Source organism: Xenorhabdus griffiniae (genome assembly GCF_015163655.1).
GTDB lineage: Bacteria > Pseudomonadota > Gammaproteobacteria > Enterobacterales > Enterobacteriaceae > Xenorhabdus > Xenorhabdus griffiniae.
The window spans coordinates 1-16,145 of sequence record NZ_JADEUF010000040.1 but is presented as its reverse complement, the minus strand read 5'-3'; the positions used below and the strand labels follow the sequence as shown (position 1 = coordinate 16,145).

The following is a 16,145-nucleotide window of genomic DNA, read 5'->3' as shown; positions in this document are numbered from 1 at the left end:
GTCTTATGACGGAATACAAGGGTAAAAAGGTTGTCATCGTTGGGTTAGGGATGACAGGTCTCTCCTGCGTTGACTTTTTTATGACGCGTGATGTGCTCCCGTGTGTGATGGATACCCGTATAGTGCCACCAGGCAGCAATAAGCTGCCTGATAACGTCGAATGCCACACCGGTAGCCTGAACAAACAATGGTTGTTGGATGCCGATTTAATCGTTGCCAGCCCTGGTATTGCACTGGCAACACCTGAATTGCAAGCGGCGGCTGATGCGGGTGTTGACATTATCGGCGACATTGAGCTGTTTTGCCGCGAAGCGACTGCGCCAATCGTTGCCATTACGGGTTCAAATGGCAAAAGCACCGTAACTACTCTGGTTGGCGAAATGGCGAAAGCAGCGGGGTGGCAAGTGGGAGTGGGGGGCAACATTGGTGTCCCGGCACTGGAATTGCTGAAACAGCCCTGTCAGCTCTATGTACTGGAACTGTCCAGTTTCCAACTTGAAACAACTTATAGCTTGAAAGCAGCGGCAGCGACGGTACTGAATGTAACCGAAGATCACATGGTTCGTTATCCCAAAGGGTTGGCACAGTATCGGGCAGCGAAGTTACACATTTACAATCAGGCAAAAACTTGTGTAGTCAATGAACAGGATGCGCTGACACTACCAGAAACAGGCAAAGATAGCCGTTGTATCAGCTTTGGTGTGGATAGTGGTGATTATCAGCTTGATAGTGAACACCAACAACTGGTGGTCAATCAACATCCGGTGCTGGCAACGCGCGAAATGCTGTTGGCCGGTCAGCATAACTATATCAATGGCTTGGCAGCATTAGCGCTGGCAGATGCTGTAGGCATTCCTCGTGCCGCCAGCCTTCAGGCTTTACGTACCTGCGCCGGACTAGAACACCGTTTTCAGGTTATTCATATGAGAAATGGTGTTCGTTGGGTGAATGATTCTAAGGCAACCAATGTTGGCAGTACCCAAGCGGCACTGAGTGGATTGAAGCTGGAAGGGACACTCTATCTTTTATTGGGGGGAGATGGAAAAGCGGCAGATTTTACCCCACTGAAACCCTATATATCGGGGGAACATATTCGTCTTTACTGTTTTGGTCGTGATGGCGGGCAATTCGCACAACTGCGCCCGGAAATTGCAACACTGACGGAAACAATGGAACAGGGGATGAGAGAAATTGCTCCCAAGCTGGTTTCTGGCGACATGGTATTACTGTCACCCGCTTGTGCGAGCTTCGATCAGTTCAACAGCTTTGAACATCGTGGTCATGAATTTGCTCGTTTGGCAGAGGAGTTAGGCTGATGACCATTCCAGGCCTTGGTAAATTTAAAACTTGGTTGGCGGGAAATGTGGAGGCAGATACCACAGATACCGTTATGTATGATCGTACCCTGGTCTGGATGATATTAGGGTTGGCTGTGATTGGTTTTGTCATGGTAACGTCGGCATCCATGCCCGTTGGGCAGCGCCTTGCTCAAGATCCCTTTATTTTTGCACGACGCGATGCCATTTATTTGTCACTGTGCTTTTTCTTGTCCCTTATTACGCTGCGCATTCCAATGGACTTCTGGCTGCGTTACAGCAATGTCATGTTATTAGTGACGATCATGATGCTGGTTGTGGTGCTGTTTGTCGGGAGTTCAGTCAATGGGGCATCACGTTGGGTGGCGATTGGCCCATTACGTATTCAACCAGCGGAATTATCGAAACTCTCACTCTTTTGTTATCTCTCCAGCTACTTGGTTAGAAAAGTGGAGGAAGTAAGAAACAACTTCTGGGGATTTTGCAAACCGATGGGTGTCATGGTTGCATTAGCGATATTGTTGCTGGCGCAGCCTGACTTGGGGACAGTGGTGGTGTTATTTGTCACAACATTGGCACTGTTGTTCTTGGCGGGCGCGAAATTGTGGCAGTTTCTGGCCATTATTGGCTGCGGCATATTTGCCGTGTGCGTACTGATCGTTGCTGAACCTTATCGTATACGCAGGGTGACCTCTTTCCTGAATCCATGGGAAGATCCTTTTGGCAGCGGTTATCAGTTAACCCAATCGTTAATGGCATTTGGTCGTGGTGACTTCTTTGGGCAAGGACTGGGAAATTCAGTTCAAAAACTTGAATATCTGCCGGAAGCCCATACTGACTTTATTTTTTCCATTCTGGCCGAAGAATTGGGTTATTTCGGTGTGGTTTTAGTGCTGGCAATGGTATTCTTCGTCGCTTTCCGCGCAATGATGATTGGTCGTCGGGCATTGCAGCTTAATCAACGGTTTTCTGGTTTTTTGGCTTGTGCCATCGGCATATGGTTTAGCTTTCAGGCGTTCATTAACGTTGGCGCGGCGGCAGGTATGCTGCCAACCAAAGGATTAACATTACCTTTAGTCAGTTACGGTGGCTCTAGTTTGATAGTGATGTCAACGGCCATCGTTTTGTTGTTGAGAATTGATTATGAAGTACGTCTGGCAAAAGCACAGGCGTTTGTAAGGAGCCCTAAATGAGTGGTAAAAACCGGCGTTTGATGGTGATGGCTGGTGGTACGGGAGGACACGTGTTCCCGGGGCTGGCTGTTGCCCACCATTTAAAAGAACAGGGGTGGGATATTCGCTGGTTGGGAACCGCGGATCGCATGGAAGCTGATTTAGTGCCGAAACATGGTATTGATATCGAATTTATTCAGATTTCAGGCTTGCGGGGCAAGGGACTCAAAGCGTTGCTTGCTGCCCCCATTAGAATTTTTAAGGCTATTCGACAGGCAAAAGCCATTATGCGCCGTTATCAGCCAGATGTTGTGCTGGGTATGGGAGGGTATGTCTCTGGGCCTGGTGGAATAGCCGCATGGTTGTGTGGCATTCCGGTTGTACTGCATGAGCAGAATGGTATTGCAGGGCTAACTAATCGTTGGTTAGCCAAAATTGCCAAAACAGTTTTACAAGCATTTCCGGGCGCATTCTCCGATGCGCCGGTTGTTGGTAACCCCGTAAGGGAGGATGTATTGGCACTGCCAGAACCAATGCAGCGTTTGACTGGGCGTGAAGGCGCTGTTCGGGTGCTGGTTGTTGGCGGTAGTCAGGGAGCAAGAGTGCTGAACCAAACTATGCCGGAAGTGGCAGCTCGCTTGGGCGATAAAATCACTTTATGGCATCAGGTGGGCAAAGGCGCTAGGGAAGAGACGCAGAAACAATATGAAAATTCGGTCACATCTGAATTCAAGGTAACTGAATTTATTGATGATATGGCGCAGGCTTATGCGTGGGCTGATATTGTCGTATGCCGTTCTGGTGCACTGACGGTCAGTGAGGTTTCCGCCGCAGGTTTACCGGCGATTTTTGTTCCTTTCCAGCATAAAGATCGCCAGCAATATTGGAATGCCTTGCCTTTGGAAAAAGCGGGAGCCGCAAAGATACTCGAACAGCCCGAATTTACAGTTGATGCTGTCGTAGATCTATTAACTCAGTGGCAACGTCCACAATTGCTGGAAATGGCAGAAAAAGCACGTTCAGTAGCCATCATTAATGCCACTGAGCGTGTAGCAGCAGCGTTGAACGATGCTGTAGAGAATCATTCAGGCCGTTCCAGGTAGAACGGTGATGTAAACATAACGAGTGAAGATTAAAACGTGAATACACAACAGTTGGCGAAATTAAGAGCTTCAGTGCCTGAAATGAGAAAAGTCAGGCATATCCACTTTGTTGGCATTGGTGGTGCTGGCATGGGTGGTATCGCCGAGGTGTTGGCTAATGAAGGTTATCAGATAAGTGGTTCTGATCTGGCACCCAATCCTGTCACACAGCAATTGATCGCACTGGGTGCAACTATTTATTTTAATCACCGTCCAGAAAATGTGCGGGACGCTAGTGTCGTGGTGGCATCCACAGCGATTTCAGCGGAAAACCCAGAAATTGTGGCTGCGCGTGAAGCGAGAATCCCAGTGATCCGCCGTGCGGAAATGCTGGCAGAGCTTATGCGTTATCGCCACGGTATCGCGATTGCAGGAACGCATGGAAAAACCACAACGACAGCAATGATTGCGGGTATTTATGCTCAAGCAGGTCTTGATCCTACCTTTGTGAATGGTGGATTGGTCAAAGCGGCAGGCACACATGCTCGATTAGGTAGCAGCCGCTATTTGATTGCAGAAGCAGATGAAAGTGATGCTTCATTCTTGCATTTGCAGCCCATGATGGCGGTTGTCACCAATATTGAAGCTGATCACATGGATACCTACCAGGGTGATTTTGAAAACTTAAAGCAAACGTTCGTTAACTTCCTGCATAACCTGCCATTTTATGGGCGTGCGGTTATGTGCATTGATGACCCTGTCGTGAAAGAACTGATCCCCCGGATTGGGCGTTATATTACGACCTACGGTTTCAGTGAGGAAGCAGACGTTCGTATTACCCATTATGAGCAGAAAGGGGCTCAGGGATTTTTCACCATCAGTCGATCTGACTTGCCGGATTTGCATGTGGTGTTAAATGCTCCCGGACGCCACAATGCGCTGAATGCCACTGCCGCTGTTGCAGTGGCAACAGAAGAAGGCAGCATTGATGATACCGCTATTCTGGCGTCTCTGGCTGAGTTTCAGGGAACTGGACGCCGTTTTGATTTTCTGGGGGATTTTCCTCTTAAACATATCAATGGCAAAGAAGGTAGCGTGATGCTGGTTGATGATTATGGTCATCACCCAACAGAAGTTGATGCCACGATTAAAGCGGCACGAGCGGGTTGGGGGGATAAGCGTATTGTCATGGTATTCCAGCCACACCGTTATACAAGAACACGTGATTTATATGATGATTTCGCCAATATTCTAAGTCAGGTCGATGTTCTATTAATGTTGGATGTGTATGCCGCAGGTGAAACGCCGATCCCAGGAGCGGATAGCCGTTCTTTATGCCGTACTATCCGCAGTCGTGGCAAATTGGACCCGATTTTTGTATCAGAACCTGAACAAGTTTCAACCGTCCTGTCACAGGTGATAGAAAACAATGACTTAGTCTTGGTTCAGGGTGCCGGTAATATCGGTAAAATAGCGCGCAATTTGGCTGAAACAAAGTTGCAGCCATCTTTTTATGAGGGAGGACATCATGGTTGATAAAGTTGCTGTTCTGTTGGGCGGAACTTCCGCTGAACGCGAAGTTTCATTGCAATCAGGACATGCGGTTGTGGCAGGGCTGAAAGAAGCGGGCATTAATGCTTATTCAGTTGATACAAAAGACTTTGATGTGACTAAACTCAAAGAGGAAGGATTTAATAAAGTCTTTATCGCACTGCATGGTCGCGGTGGTGAAGATGGTACATTGCAAGGTTTGCTAGAATTTTTGCAAATTCCTTATACTGGCAGCGGAGTGATGGCTTCTGCCTTGTCAATGGACAAATTGCGCACAAAACAACTTTGGCAGGGAGCAAAACTGCCTATTTCACCTTATGTCGTTATTAATTCCTTAAAATTTGAACAACTTAATGATTTTCAACTCAAAGAGTATGTTCAAGAATTAGGTTTACCATTAATGATTAAACCGAATCTGGAAGGCTCCAGCGTAGGGATGACCAAGGTGAATGAATATGCCGAATTGCGTGGCGCCCTGGCGTTGGCATTTAAATACGATACTGATGTGTTGGTTGAAAAATGGCTGTTTGGCCCTGAATATACCGTCGGATTTTTGGGGGATGAAGCACTTCCTTCTATCCGTATTCAGGCACCAGATACATTTTATGATTACGATGCGAAATATATTTCCAACCAAACGCAATATTTTTGTCCGAGCGGGCTGAGTGCGGAAAAAGAGCAAGAGTTGCTAGATATCGCTTCAAAAGCATATCAGGCGCTGGGATGTCGTGGCTGGGGGCGAGTCGATATCATGGATGATGGGAAGGGTAACTTCTACTTGTTGGAAGCGAATACTTCCCCTGGCATGACCAGCCATAGTCTGGTGCCAATTGCTGCGCGTCAGGCTGGATTTAGTTTTTCTCAACTCGTAGCGAGAATTTTGGAGTTGGCTGATTAATATGTCGCAGGCAGCCCGGAATAGCCGGGAGTGGGAGGGTGAAACGCAGAGATCTCGTCCTAGTAATGGTTACTATCTGGCAGGGATTGCCTTCTTCCTGATGGTAGTGGGCACTATCATATGGGGAGGCTGGATGACACTGGACTGGATGAAAGATCCTAGCAGATTACCACTCTCGAAGCTGGTATTGACCGGTGAACGTCATTACACCACGAATGATGATGTAAGACAGGCTATTTTGTCCCTGGGATCTCCCGGAACATTTATGACTCAGGATGTCAACGTCATTCAGGAAAAGATTGAACAATTGCCATGGGTTCGGCAAGTCACTGTCCGGAAACAATGGCCTGATGAACTTAAAATACATCTGGTAGAATACGTACCTTATGCGCGTTGGAATGATACCCAACTGTTGGATGCCGAAGGCCGGGTATTTAGCTTACCTATAGAGCGCAGTGCAAATGGCCAGTATCCAATGTTGTATGGGCCAGAAGGTAAAGAAAAAGACGCGTTGAATGAATACCACACAATGGCGACTTTTCTTGAAAAACACCAGATGAAACTGAAAGCAGTGATCATGACAGCGCGTAACTCCTGGCAACTGATATTGGATAACGATATCCGTTTAGAGCTAGGAAATCGAGATAAAATGGAACGAATGAAACGTTTTGTTGAACTTTATCCTGTGTTGTTGAGAAACACTGAAAAACGTGTGGCTTATGTTGACTTACGTTATGACAGTGGTGCTGCGGTAGGTTGGGCTCCTTTATTAACTGATACGCCGGTTCCAATGAACGGGCAAAAAAACAAACAGTGACTGGTAATAATACAGAGACAGGCAGAATAACGATGATCAAATCAACGGACAGAAAATTGGTAGTTGGCCTTGAAATCGGTACAGCAAAGGTATCTGCCCTGGTTGGTGAAATTCTGCCCGATGGTATGGTTAATATTATCGGAGTAGGAAGTTGCCCATCCCGCGGCATGGACAAAGGCGGTGTCAACGATCTTGAATCGGTCGTCAAGTGCGTACAGCGTGCCATTGATCAGGCTGAACTCATGGCGGATTGCCAGATATCTTCAGTCTATTTGGCGCTTTCCGGCAAGCATATTAGTTGTCAGAACGAAATTGGCATGGTGCCGGTTTCAGAAGAAGAAGTTACACAAGATGATGTGGACAGTGTTGTCCATACAGCTAAGTCAGTTCGTGTTCGTGATGAACACCGTATTTTGCATGTGATCCCACAGGAATACGCGATTGACTATCAGGAAGGGATCAAAAATCCAGTTGGACTTTCTGGTGTGCGTATGCAGGCAAAAGTCCACTTGATTACCTGCCATAACGACATGGCGAAAAACATTGTAAAAGCTGTTGAACGTTGTGGTTTGAAAGTTGATCAACTTATTTTTGCAGGACTGGCAGCAAGTTATGCCGTGTTGACCGAAGATGAACGTGAACTGGGGGTCTGTGTCGTTGACATCGGCGGTGGGACGATGGATATCGCTGTATATACTGGCGGTGCATTGCGTCATACCAAGGTGATCCCTTATGCAGGCAATGTAGTGACCAGTGATATCGCCTATGCGTTTGGTACTCCTCCCAGTGATGCTGAAACCATCAAAGTTCGCCATGGCTGCGCATTGGGTTCGATAGTTAGCAAGGATGAGAGTGTAGAAGTCCCAAGTGTGGGAGGACGTCCTCCTCGTAGCTTACAGCGTCAAACATTGGCTGAAGTGATCGAACCCCGTTATACCGAACTGCTGAACTTAGTGAACGATGAAATTTTGCGATTGCAGGAGCAATTGCGGCAGCAGGGAGTAAAACACCACCTGGCGGCAGGGATTGTCCTGACAGGAGGAGGCGCCCAGATTGATGGTCTGGCCGAGTGTGCCCAGCGGGTATTCCATACCCAGGTTCGCATTGGCCGTCCTCTGAACATCACTGGATTGACAGATTATGTGCAGGAGCCTTGCTACTCAACAGCGGTTGGACTTCTGCATTATGGCAAAGAATCCCACCTTGGCGGAGATTCCGATGCCGATAAAAGAACGTCAGTAAGTGGCTGGTTTAAGAAAGTCAGCAACTGGCTGAAAAAAGAATTTTGATTTTTTATACAGAGGCCATGACAATGTCGCCGGCCTCGATATAAAGGCACAAAACGGAGAGAAATTATGTTTGAACCACTGGAATTAACCAACGACGCGGTGATTAAAGTCATCGGCGTCGGCGGCGGCGGCGGTAATGCTGTGGAGCACATGGTGCGTGAGCGTATTGAAGGCGTTGACTTCTTTGCGGTTAACACGGACGCTCAGGCACTGCGTAAGACGGCTGTTGGTCAGACTATCCAGATTGGAAACGGCATTACGAAAGGATTAGGCGCTGGTGCGAACCCTGAAGTGGGTCGTACTGCTGCGGAAGAAGACCGCGAATCACTGCGTACTGCACTGGAAGGTGCAGATATGGTGTTTATTGCCGCTGGTATGGGTGGTGGTACGGGAACAGGGGCCGCACCTGTTGTGGCTGAAATTGCCAAAGAGCTTGGCATTTTGACCGTCGCCGTTGTCACTAAACCATTTAATTTTGAAGGCAAAAAACGGATGGCCTTCGCGGAACAAGGGATCACTGAACTGTCCAAGCATGTGGATTCACTGATCACTATTCCAAATGACAAATTATTGAAAGTCCTGGGACGAGGCATTTCCCTGTTGGATGCATTCGGTGCAGCGAATGATGTTCTGAAAGGTGCGGTTCAGGGGATTGCCGAACTGATTACTCGCCCAGGTCTGATGAACGTTGACTTCGCTGACGTTCGTACCGTGATGTCGGAAATGGGTTACGCCATGATGGGATCAGGTATCGCACAAGGTGAAGATCGTGCGGAAGAAGCCGCAGAGATGGCTATCTCCAGCCCATTGCTGGAAGATATTGATCTTTCTGGCGCACGTGGCGTTTTGGTTAACATCACAGCGGGCTTTGACCTGCGTTTGGATGAGTTTGAAACCGTTGGTAACACAATCCGTGCATTTGCTTCTGATAATGCAACGGTGGTTATCGGTACATCACTGGATCCAGATATGAATGATGAGTTGCGTGTAACCGTTGTGGCAACAGGTATTGGCATGGATAAACGTCCAGAAATCACCCTGGTGACCAATAACAAAGCTCCTCAGACAAACCCGATGGAGCGCCGTTACCAGCAGATATCTGGCGGAATCTCTTCATTGCCTGATGAGAACAAAACGGTAGCAAAAGTCGTCAATGACCAAAATGCACATACGAGCAAAGAGCCTGATTATCTGGACATTCCTGCATTTTTGCGTAAGCAGGCTGATTAATTGCTAAAAAATTGGCTTCTCCGCTTTTTGTGTTAAACTATCCTGCCAGTCATACATTATAGTGATTGGCGGGATAAGTAACATTGCGAGATATAAACGATGATCAAACAAAGGACACTAAAACGTATTGTTCAAGCGACCGGCGTCGGTTTGCACACCGGTAAAAAAGTCACGCTGACAATGCGTCCAGCGCCGGCTAATACCGGGGTCATCTATCGTCGTACTGACTTGAATCCTCCGGTTGATTTTCCGGCAGATGCTAAATCTGTGCGTGATACTATGCTCTGTACTTGTCTGGTGAATGAGCATAATGTGCGTATTTCAACGGTTGAACATTTGAATGCAGCGCTGGCAGGTTTAGGGATCGATAATATTGTTATTGAAGTCGATGCACCAGAGATCCCGATTATGGATGGCAGCGCTAGCCCGTTTGTTTTCCTGTTATTGGATGCGGGTATTGAAGAGCTGAATGTAGCGAAGAAATTCGTGCGAATAAAAGAAAGCGTCCGTGTGGAAGATGGTGATAAATGGGCTGAATTAGCACCTTATCATGGTTTCAGTTTGGATTTTACCATCGACTTTAACCATCCGGCGATTGATGCGAGTACCCAGCGCTATGGCCTGGAGTTCTCTGCGGATTCATTTGTTCGTCAGATTAGTCGTGCGCGTACTTTCGGATTTATGCGTGATATTGAGTATTTGCAATCTAAAGGTTTGTGCCTCGGTGGCAGCTTTGATTGTGCGATTGTCGTTGATGATTACCGTGTACTCAATGAAGATGGTTTGCGTTTTAAAGATGAATTCGTCCGCCATAAGATGTTGGATGCTATCGGCGATCTATTCATGTGTGGGTATAATATCATTGGTGCCTTTACTGCGTTTAAATCAGGCCATGCATTAAACAACAAGTTACTGCAAACTGTTTTAGCACAGGAAAGCGCTTGGGAATTTGTCACATTTGAAGATGAAGCTGAAATGCCATTGGCCTTCCGCGCGCCATCACTGGTGTTGGCCTAATGGCTGACATGGGTATTGATAAAGAATGTTGAGAACATTCCTATGATGCACCAATGGGTTATGTTATCTATCACGCTTCTTTCGCTGATGTTTTTTATTCGGCGCTAACGCTTCTTTTTGGCTGTACTGGTACCCTCTCCGGCCAGCGCAGCCAACCGCTCTAGTCTCTTTTTCAATTTTTCAGGGCTATTTTCAGCTAACATCATTAATGTTTTTGCACTTTCATGACTGAGCTGGCGCTTTGGTAATTCCTGATTATCATTACTGGATGTTTTGGTTGATGATTTTGAGAATCTTTGTTCATTATTATCACGCTTAACCATTAATGATGGGTTAATCCTGATGTCGATTGAGGATAAAGATGGTAGAATTTCGCTTCTCAATGTAGACAGCAAGACAGGAATTTCATAACGCAGTCGGGTCATCCAACTGGCATTTCCTGCTTCCAGTACCAGAATTTGTTTGCGATAATTAGCAACCCTGCACCATGGGTGCAATTGTGCAGGAAGCAAACTGAGAACGGCACGGTTGAGTTTCAGTAATGCGATGGCATGTTGTTGGATGATCTGAAGTGGGCTTTTTCCGACAGTTGCCGCGTCTTCAAACAGCTTATCCAGTGATTGTGGGCGGCTATCTCGCATAATAGAGGCAGTTCCAGTATTTATTAATGAAGGATTAATGAGTATTTTAAATCTTTGGCGACAATTTGGTAGGCGTTATTTTTGGTCTCACCTTTTACTGGGCATGGTTGCTACAGGAATTGGTGTTCCTACTGTTTTCGCTGGAGTGGCAGAAAGCCTGCATCATGCAAATACTTCTTCTGCCCAAGGAAGCCGTCACCAGGCATTTTCCTCTTTTGAGCACTTATTTAAATTACACTTACTCCAATTAAAAAGTGTCCAGCGCCAACCCGCTAACTATTTAAATTATTGGCAGCAACATGCCGTTCGCAATGTTATCCGTCAACTTTCTTTTGCTTTTTCGGTTGTAGAACCGATTAAGTACGAAGGCGCAAAAGAAAGTATCCGGATCTCATCTCCCTCCATGCAACGACTTATGCTGGATACGTTGTATGCCATGCTGACACAAGCACCAGCGCCATTTGAAGAAATTGTCTCAGATGTTGCGATGGCTCCTGCTACTCATACTCCAGCTCTCTGGGTCGCTAAAGTTCAGGGAATTAGGGCAGGGCCAACGCCCAATCATCTCTTTTTGCTTTAATCGTGCTGTCTTATTTAAGTTTAATAAGGCAATTTTTAAGGAATGATTGATTGGCTACAACAATAGCCTTATCTGAGATGTACTAATTATGCTGATTAAATTACTGACAAAAATTTTTGGTAGCCGTAATGATCGTACCTTGCGTCGTTTACGCAAAGTGGTTGATGAAATCAACCGTATGGAACTGGACTTTGAAAAACTCTCTGATGAAGAATTGAAAGCGAAAACGGCACAATTTCGTACCCGTTTAAAAGAGGGAGAATCACTGGATAAAATTCTGCCAGCAGCGTTTGCTACTGTGCGTGAAGCCAGTAAACGTGTATTTGGTATGCGTCACTTTGATGTGCAGTTATTGGGCGGGATGGTCTTGAATGAACGCTGCATAGCAGAGATGCGCACGGGTGAAGGTAAGACACTGACTGCAACATTGCCAGCTTATCTTAATGCCCTCAGTGGCAAAGGTGTCCACATTGTTACTGTGAACGATTACCTGGCACAGCGCGATGCTGAAAATAACCGCCCACTATTTGAATTCCTTGGCTTAAGTGTCGGTATTAACTTACCAGGTATGCCAGCACCGGCAAAACGTGAAGCTTATGCTGCGGATATCACTTACGGTACTAACAATGAGTTTGGCTTTGACTATTTGCGCGACAATATGGCATTTAGTCCAGAAGAACGAGTCCAACGCAAATTACACTATGCGCTGGTGGATGAAGTTGACTCAATTTTGATCGACGAAGCCCGTACCCCACTGATTATTTCAGGGCCTGCGGAAGACAGCTCTGAGCTTTATATCAAAGTAGACAAGCTAATCCCGAAACTGGTTCGTCAGGAAAAAGAGGACTCAGATACTTTCCAAGGAGAAGGGCATTTCTCTGTTGATGAAAAAACACGTCAAGTCAACCTGACAGAGCGTGGTCTGGTATTGATTGAAGAGTTATTGGTGGATGCTAAATTGATGGATGAAGGTGAATCTTTGTATTCACCAACCAATATCATGCTGATGCACCATGTGACAGCCGCTCTGCGCGCCCACGCCTTGTTTACCCGCGATGTTGATTACATCGTGAAAGAGGGTGAGGTTATCATCGTTGATGAACATACCGGACGTACCATGCAAGGGCGTCGTTGGTCTGATGGTTTGCACCAGGCTGTGGAAGCGAAAGAAGGTGTCGAGATTCAGAATGAAAACCAGACGCTGGCTTCAATTACATTCCAGAACTATTTCCGTATATACGAAAAACTAGCAGGGATGACAGGAACAGCCGATACGGAAGCCTTCGAATTCAGATCCATTTATAAATTAGATACCATTGTTATTCCAACCAATCGCCCAATGGTCCGTCAGGATTTACCGGATCTGGTCTATATGACAGAAGCGGAAAAAATTGAGGCGATCATTGAAGACATCAAAGCGCGGACAAGCAGTGGTCAGCCTGTTTTGGTGGGGACAATCTCGATTGAGAAATCGGAACTTGTGTCTAACGCATTAACGAAAGCGGGTATTGCACATAACGTCCTGAACGCAAAATTCCACGCATTGGAAGCCGACATCATTGCGCAGGCTGGTCAGGCTGGCACAGTGACTATTGCAACCAACATGGCAGGACGTGGTACAGATATCATGTTAGGGGGCAGTTGGCAGGCGGAAATTGCTAAATTGGAAGAACCAACTGAAGCACAGATCGATAAAATCAAGGCAGAATGGCAAGAGCGTCATGATGCAGTATTGGCAGCAGGTGGCCTGCATATTATTGGTACGGAACGTCATGAATCACGCCGCATAGACAACCAGTTACGTGGTCGTGCGGGCCGTCAGGGGGATGCGGGTTCTTCACGTTTCTACCTCTCAATGGAAGATTCCTTGATGCGCATTTTTGCTTCCGATCGTGTGACCGGTATGATGCGTAAACTTGGTATGCAGCCAGGAGAAGCAATCGAACACCCATGGGTGACTAAAGCGATTGCGAATGCTCAGCGTAAAGTTGAGAGCCGTAACTTTGATATTCGTAAACAATTGCTGGAATATGATGATGTTGCGAACGATCAGCGTCGGGCGATTTATGCTCAACGTAACGACTTGCTCGATGTGAGCGATGTCAGCGAAACCATCACCAGCATCCGCGAAGATGTCTTCAAGGTAACTATTGATGCTCATATTCCACCGCAATCATTGGAAGAAATGTGGGATATTGAAGGATTACAAGAACGTTTAATCAACGATTTCGATTTGAATTTGCCAATCAAAGAGTGGTTGGATAAAGAGCCTGAACTGCACGAAGAAACATTGCGTGAACGTATTCTTGAAAACGCGATCGAAATTTATAAGCAAAAAGAAGAAATTGTCGGTGCCGAAATGATGCGTAACTTTGAAAAAGGCATCATGTTGCAAACCCTGGATACATTGTGGAAAGAGCATTTGGCGGCGATGGATTACCTCCGTCAGGGCATTCACTTGCGTGGTTACGCTCAAAAAGATCCAAAACAGGAGTATAAACGCGAATCTTTTGCCATGTTTGCCAATATGCTGGAATCACTGAAATATGAAGTGATCAGTACCTTGAGTAAAGTTCAGGTAAGAATGCCGGAAGAAGTTGAGGCGCTTGAACAGCAGCGTCGTGAAGAAGCTGAACGTTTGGCAAAACAACAACATTTGAGCCATGAAGTTGAACAGGGTGCGTTGATGTCAAAAGCCGAAGCTCAAATGGCGACGGGAGAGCGTAAAGTTGGACGCAATGATCCTTGCCCATGTGGTTCTGGCAAAAAATATAAGCATTGCCACGGTCGTTTATAAGTAGAGTAAGTTTTTCAGCAAGAAAGTCGTGCCAATAGCGAATCCAGTTACTATTGGCACGAGTTAACTTATCGAAAACCAAAAGCTGGAAGATAATGGAGATCATTCCGGCTTGCAAATCAATGTGATTGTTTATATCTCCTCGCTGCGCGAGGAGATATAAGACGCATCTTAAAAGGCGATTGGTATAATCAATTCTCTTTTTTCACCCTGAATAAATAGCGTTTCAAAATAATAGGAGTATTCCTTACCCTGCGCGCCGCGCGGGGTAAGGAACCCCAACATCTGATACTCTCAGTATTATGAAAACCTATTTATATTTTAAATTATTCAAGGTGAACGGTTACTGGGGTGATATCCTGTTGTCATGTTATTCCCTTTGGATTATTGAAATGAGATGCTGAATTATCCCAAATAAATTCTTTCTTCTGGTAACAAATCGTAAGCCATATCCAGTTTATTCATTTTTACCAACTCATGAATACGATGTGCTTTACTCGTTATATCCTCGATGTTGATAATCCATTGGTTGACATAATGTTCCACAGCCTGATTACGCAGACCAATCTGTATGGTTCTCTGTTCTAACTTATTTAAATGAATGTCTCGTTCAGGGTCCCATTGAATAACCACATCACTTTGTTGAACTTCTTTTTTCCATTCTTCCTGAGAATTAAACAAATCAGGGTCATAATGACTAATAACGCCTTGTTGAAGAATTTCTCTAAATCCATCATGCGTGATATCAATAGCCAAAATACGTTCCTGACCACGGTCTTTCATTCCCCAGCCAGAACGATACATCATCCATAAGAATGAGGGTTTAATCCATGTCATGCGCGTCATACTAAAAGGTGGAGAAACGAACGTGTTATTTTTAACGGCGCTGTTAGCAATGATAGTAGAATACGCCTGATATACTCTAACTGATTGTGGAGTGTAAAATGCTTTTATTGGGTTGTTTTTATATGTAAATATGGTCATTTTTTGCTACCTAATTGTCATTTATTATGCTATGTCAAGGTGATATGTTAAGGTGGATATAACAAAGTCGGAAGATCATGGAAACCTTTACGGCTATTATTTTGACTATCTCACCGATTATTTTAAATATCTTTTCAATTGATTAAGTGCATTTTATTTAATTATTTCATTATCTGATGTTGAAAGTATTTTTAACTTTTCCAGCGCTTCAGGTGTACCTATATCACCCAATCCCCAAATGCATTTTACAGCTAAAGCATAACTGTCATCAAAATATAGATATTCCAATTCAAATGTTGCTACCTTATATAACGCATCAACACTAGAAGGTTTTTTATATTTCTGCAATAGCCTTGCTAAATCTTCGTGTTTATAATGCCACTGTGCTAATATTAATTCGTTCAATATGTAAATGCATTTATATTCATACCCTACGATTGCAGCCAAATATAGAAAACTATCAATAGCATTAGCATCTTTTTTTATCATTGATAATTCAATATCATGGCAAATATTTATTTTTCCAAAAAAAAACGATATACCGTTGGACAAGAGTTTCTTTGTCGATCTCTTTTCCCATAAATGAATCTATGAGTTCTATTTTTTTACTCTGCATATTAATCAACCTTTTTTATATCTTTTATTCTTTCAAATTTTGATAAATAACTTTTCAAAATGGTAGGAGTGTCGAAGAAACTCAGTCCAATTTTTGCGAATTTTGATTTTCCACAAACAAAAAAGCAAAAGAGAGGACTGAGTCATGCTTATCTT

At 45.2% G+C, this 16,145-nt stretch carries 14 protein-coding genes; 11 read left to right on the top strand and 3 right to left on the bottom strand.

Translation table 11 applies throughout. The features are described from left to right. Positions 1-5 precede the first annotated feature (5 nt). The 9 genes from murD (at position 6) to lpxC (ending at position 10,372) form a co-directional block, all read left to right on the top strand. The gene (gene murD / locus IQ211_RS08460; RefSeq protein WP_189758576.1) at positions 6-1,316 is read left to right on the top strand and encodes a UDP-N-acetylmuramoyl-L-alanine--D-glutamate ligase; all 1,311 of its coding nucleotides are present in this window, start codon (positions 6-8) and stop codon (positions 1,314-1,316) included. Further along, positions 1,316-2,509, top strand: a complete 1,194-nt coding sequence (ftsW, locus tag IQ211_RS08455) for a cell division protein FtsW (protein WP_189758526.1) — start codon at positions 1,316-1,318, stop codon at positions 2,507-2,509. Before murD ends, ftsW begins: the two co-directional genes overlap by 1 nt. After that, positions 2,506-3,591, top strand: a complete 1,086-nt coding sequence (gene murG, locus IQ211_RS08450; protein ID WP_189758525.1) for an undecaprenyldiphospho-muramoylpentapeptide beta-N-acetylglucosaminyltransferase — start codon at positions 2,506-2,508, stop codon at positions 3,589-3,591. Before ftsW ends, murG begins: the two co-directional genes overlap by 4 nt. Before the next feature lie 36 nt (positions 3,592-3,627). Beyond that, positions 3,628-5,106 carry a UDP-N-acetylmuramate--L-alanine ligase gene (gene murC, locus IQ211_RS08445; RefSeq protein ID WP_189758524.1) on the top strand — a complete coding sequence of 493 codons (1,479 nt, stop codon included), beginning with the start codon at positions 3,628-3,630 and terminating at the stop codon, positions 5,104-5,106. Further along, positions 5,099-6,019: a D-alanine--D-alanine ligase gene (locus tag IQ211_RS08440; RefSeq protein ID WP_189758523.1), complete on the top strand. Its 921-nt coding sequence runs from the start codon at positions 5,099-5,101 to the stop codon at positions 6,017-6,019. The genes murC and IQ211_RS08440 overlap by 8 nt, the downstream gene beginning before the upstream one ends. 1 nt (position 6,020) lies before the next feature. Beyond that, positions 6,021-6,836: a cell division protein FtsQ gene (gene ftsQ / locus IQ211_RS08435; RefSeq protein WP_189758522.1), complete on the top strand. Its 816-nt coding sequence runs from the start codon at positions 6,021-6,023 to the stop codon at positions 6,834-6,836. Between the two features lie 32 nt (positions 6,837-6,868). After that, positions 6,869-8,125: a cell division protein FtsA gene (ftsA, locus tag IQ211_RS08430; RefSeq protein WP_189758521.1), complete on the top strand. Its 1,257-nt coding sequence runs from the start codon at positions 6,869-6,871 to the stop codon at positions 8,123-8,125. A gap of 66 nt (positions 8,126-8,191) precedes the next feature. Next, the gene (gene ftsZ, locus IQ211_RS08425; RefSeq protein ID WP_189758520.1) at positions 8,192-9,355 is read left to right on the top strand and encodes a cell division protein FtsZ; all 1,164 of its coding nucleotides are present in this window, start codon (positions 8,192-8,194) and stop codon (positions 9,353-9,355) included. A gap of 99 nt (positions 9,356-9,454) precedes the next feature. Next, positions 9,455-10,372: a UDP-3-O-acyl-N-acetylglucosamine deacetylase gene (lpxC, locus tag IQ211_RS08420; RefSeq protein WP_189758519.1), complete on the top strand. Its 918-nt coding sequence runs from the start codon at positions 9,455-9,457 to the stop codon at positions 10,370-10,372. 104 nt (positions 10,373-10,476) lie between these two features. Here lpxC and IQ211_RS08415 read toward each other — a convergent pair whose 3' ends face one another. Continuing rightward, positions 10,477-11,013, bottom strand: coding sequence for a DUF721 domain-containing protein (locus IQ211_RS08415; RefSeq protein WP_189758518.1), 537 nt, complete (start codon positions 11,011-11,013; stop codon positions 10,477-10,479). 37 nt (positions 11,014-11,050) lie between these two features. Between IQ211_RS08415 and secM the strand changes: the two genes are divergently transcribed. After that, the gene (gene secM, locus IQ211_RS08410) at positions 11,051-11,593 is read left to right on the top strand and encodes a secA translation cis-regulator SecM (protein ID WP_189758517.1); all 543 of its coding nucleotides are present in this window, start codon (positions 11,051-11,053) and stop codon (positions 11,591-11,593) included. An 88-nt stretch (positions 11,594-11,681) separates the two neighbouring features. Continuing rightward, entirely contained in the window at positions 11,682-14,390 is a 2,709-nt protein-coding gene (gene secA, locus IQ211_RS08405) for a preprotein translocase subunit SecA (RefSeq protein WP_189758516.1), read from the top strand. Between the two features lie 405 nt (positions 14,391-14,795). Here the strand turns inward: secA and IQ211_RS08400 are convergent, their stop codons facing one another. Together IQ211_RS08400 and IQ211_RS08395 are read right to left on the bottom strand one after the other, a co-directional pair. Continuing rightward, positions 14,796-15,374, bottom strand: a complete 579-nt coding sequence (locus tag IQ211_RS08400; RefSeq protein WP_189758515.1) for a DUF4291 domain-containing protein — start codon at positions 15,372-15,374, stop codon at positions 14,796-14,798. A gap of 153 nt (positions 15,375-15,527) precedes the next feature. Continuing rightward, complete coding sequence (locus tag IQ211_RS08395) at positions 15,528-15,863, bottom strand: HEAT repeat domain-containing protein (protein WP_189758514.1); 336 nt, start codon at positions 15,861-15,863, stop codon at positions 15,528-15,530. Positions 15,864-16,145 lie beyond the last annotated feature (282 nt).

Bases quoted from the DNA above. Each gene is read 5' to 3' on its own strand.
- murD (WP_189758576.1), top strand. From the start codon at position 6: ATGACGGAATACAAGGGTAAAAAGGTTGTCATCGTTGGGTTAGGGATG.
- ftsW (WP_189758526.1), top strand. From the start codon at position 1,316: ATGACCATTCCAGGCCTTGGTAAATTTAAAACTTGGTTGGCGGGAAAT.
- ftsZ (WP_189758520.1), top strand. From the start codon at position 8,192: ATGTTTGAACCACTGGAATTAACCAACGACGCGGTGATTAAAGTCATC.
- IQ211_RS08400 (WP_189758515.1), bottom strand. From the start codon at position 15,374: ATGACCATATTTACATATAAAAACAACCCAATAAAAGCATTTTACACT.
- secM (WP_189758517.1), top strand. From the start codon at position 11,051: ATGAGTATTTTAAATCTTTGGCGACAATTTGGTAGGCGTTATTTTTGG.
- secA (WP_189758516.1), top strand. From the start codon at position 11,682: ATGCTGATTAAATTACTGACAAAAATTTTTGGTAGCCGTAATGATCGT.
- murG (WP_189758525.1), top strand. From the start codon at position 2,506: ATGAGTGGTAAAAACCGGCGTTTGATGGTGATGGCTGGTGGTACGGGA.
- IQ211_RS08440 (WP_189758523.1), top strand. From the start codon at position 5,099: ATGGTTGATAAAGTTGCTGTTCTGTTGGGCGGAACTTCCGCTGAACGC.
- IQ211_RS08415 (WP_189758518.1), bottom strand. From the start codon at position 11,013: ATGCGAGATAGCCGCCCACAATCACTGGATAAGCTGTTTGAAGACGCG.
- ftsA (WP_189758521.1), top strand. From the start codon at position 6,869: ATGATCAAATCAACGGACAGAAAATTGGTAGTTGGCCTTGAAATCGGT.
- lpxC (WP_189758519.1), top strand. From the start codon at position 9,455: ATGATCAAACAAAGGACACTAAAACGTATTGTTCAAGCGACCGGCGTC.
- ftsQ (WP_189758522.1), top strand. From the start codon at position 6,021: ATGTCGCAGGCAGCCCGGAATAGCCGGGAGTGGGAGGGTGAAACGCAG.
- IQ211_RS08395 (WP_189758514.1), bottom strand. From the start codon at position 15,863: ATGATAAAAAAAGATGCTAATGCTATTGATAGTTTTCTATATTTGGCT.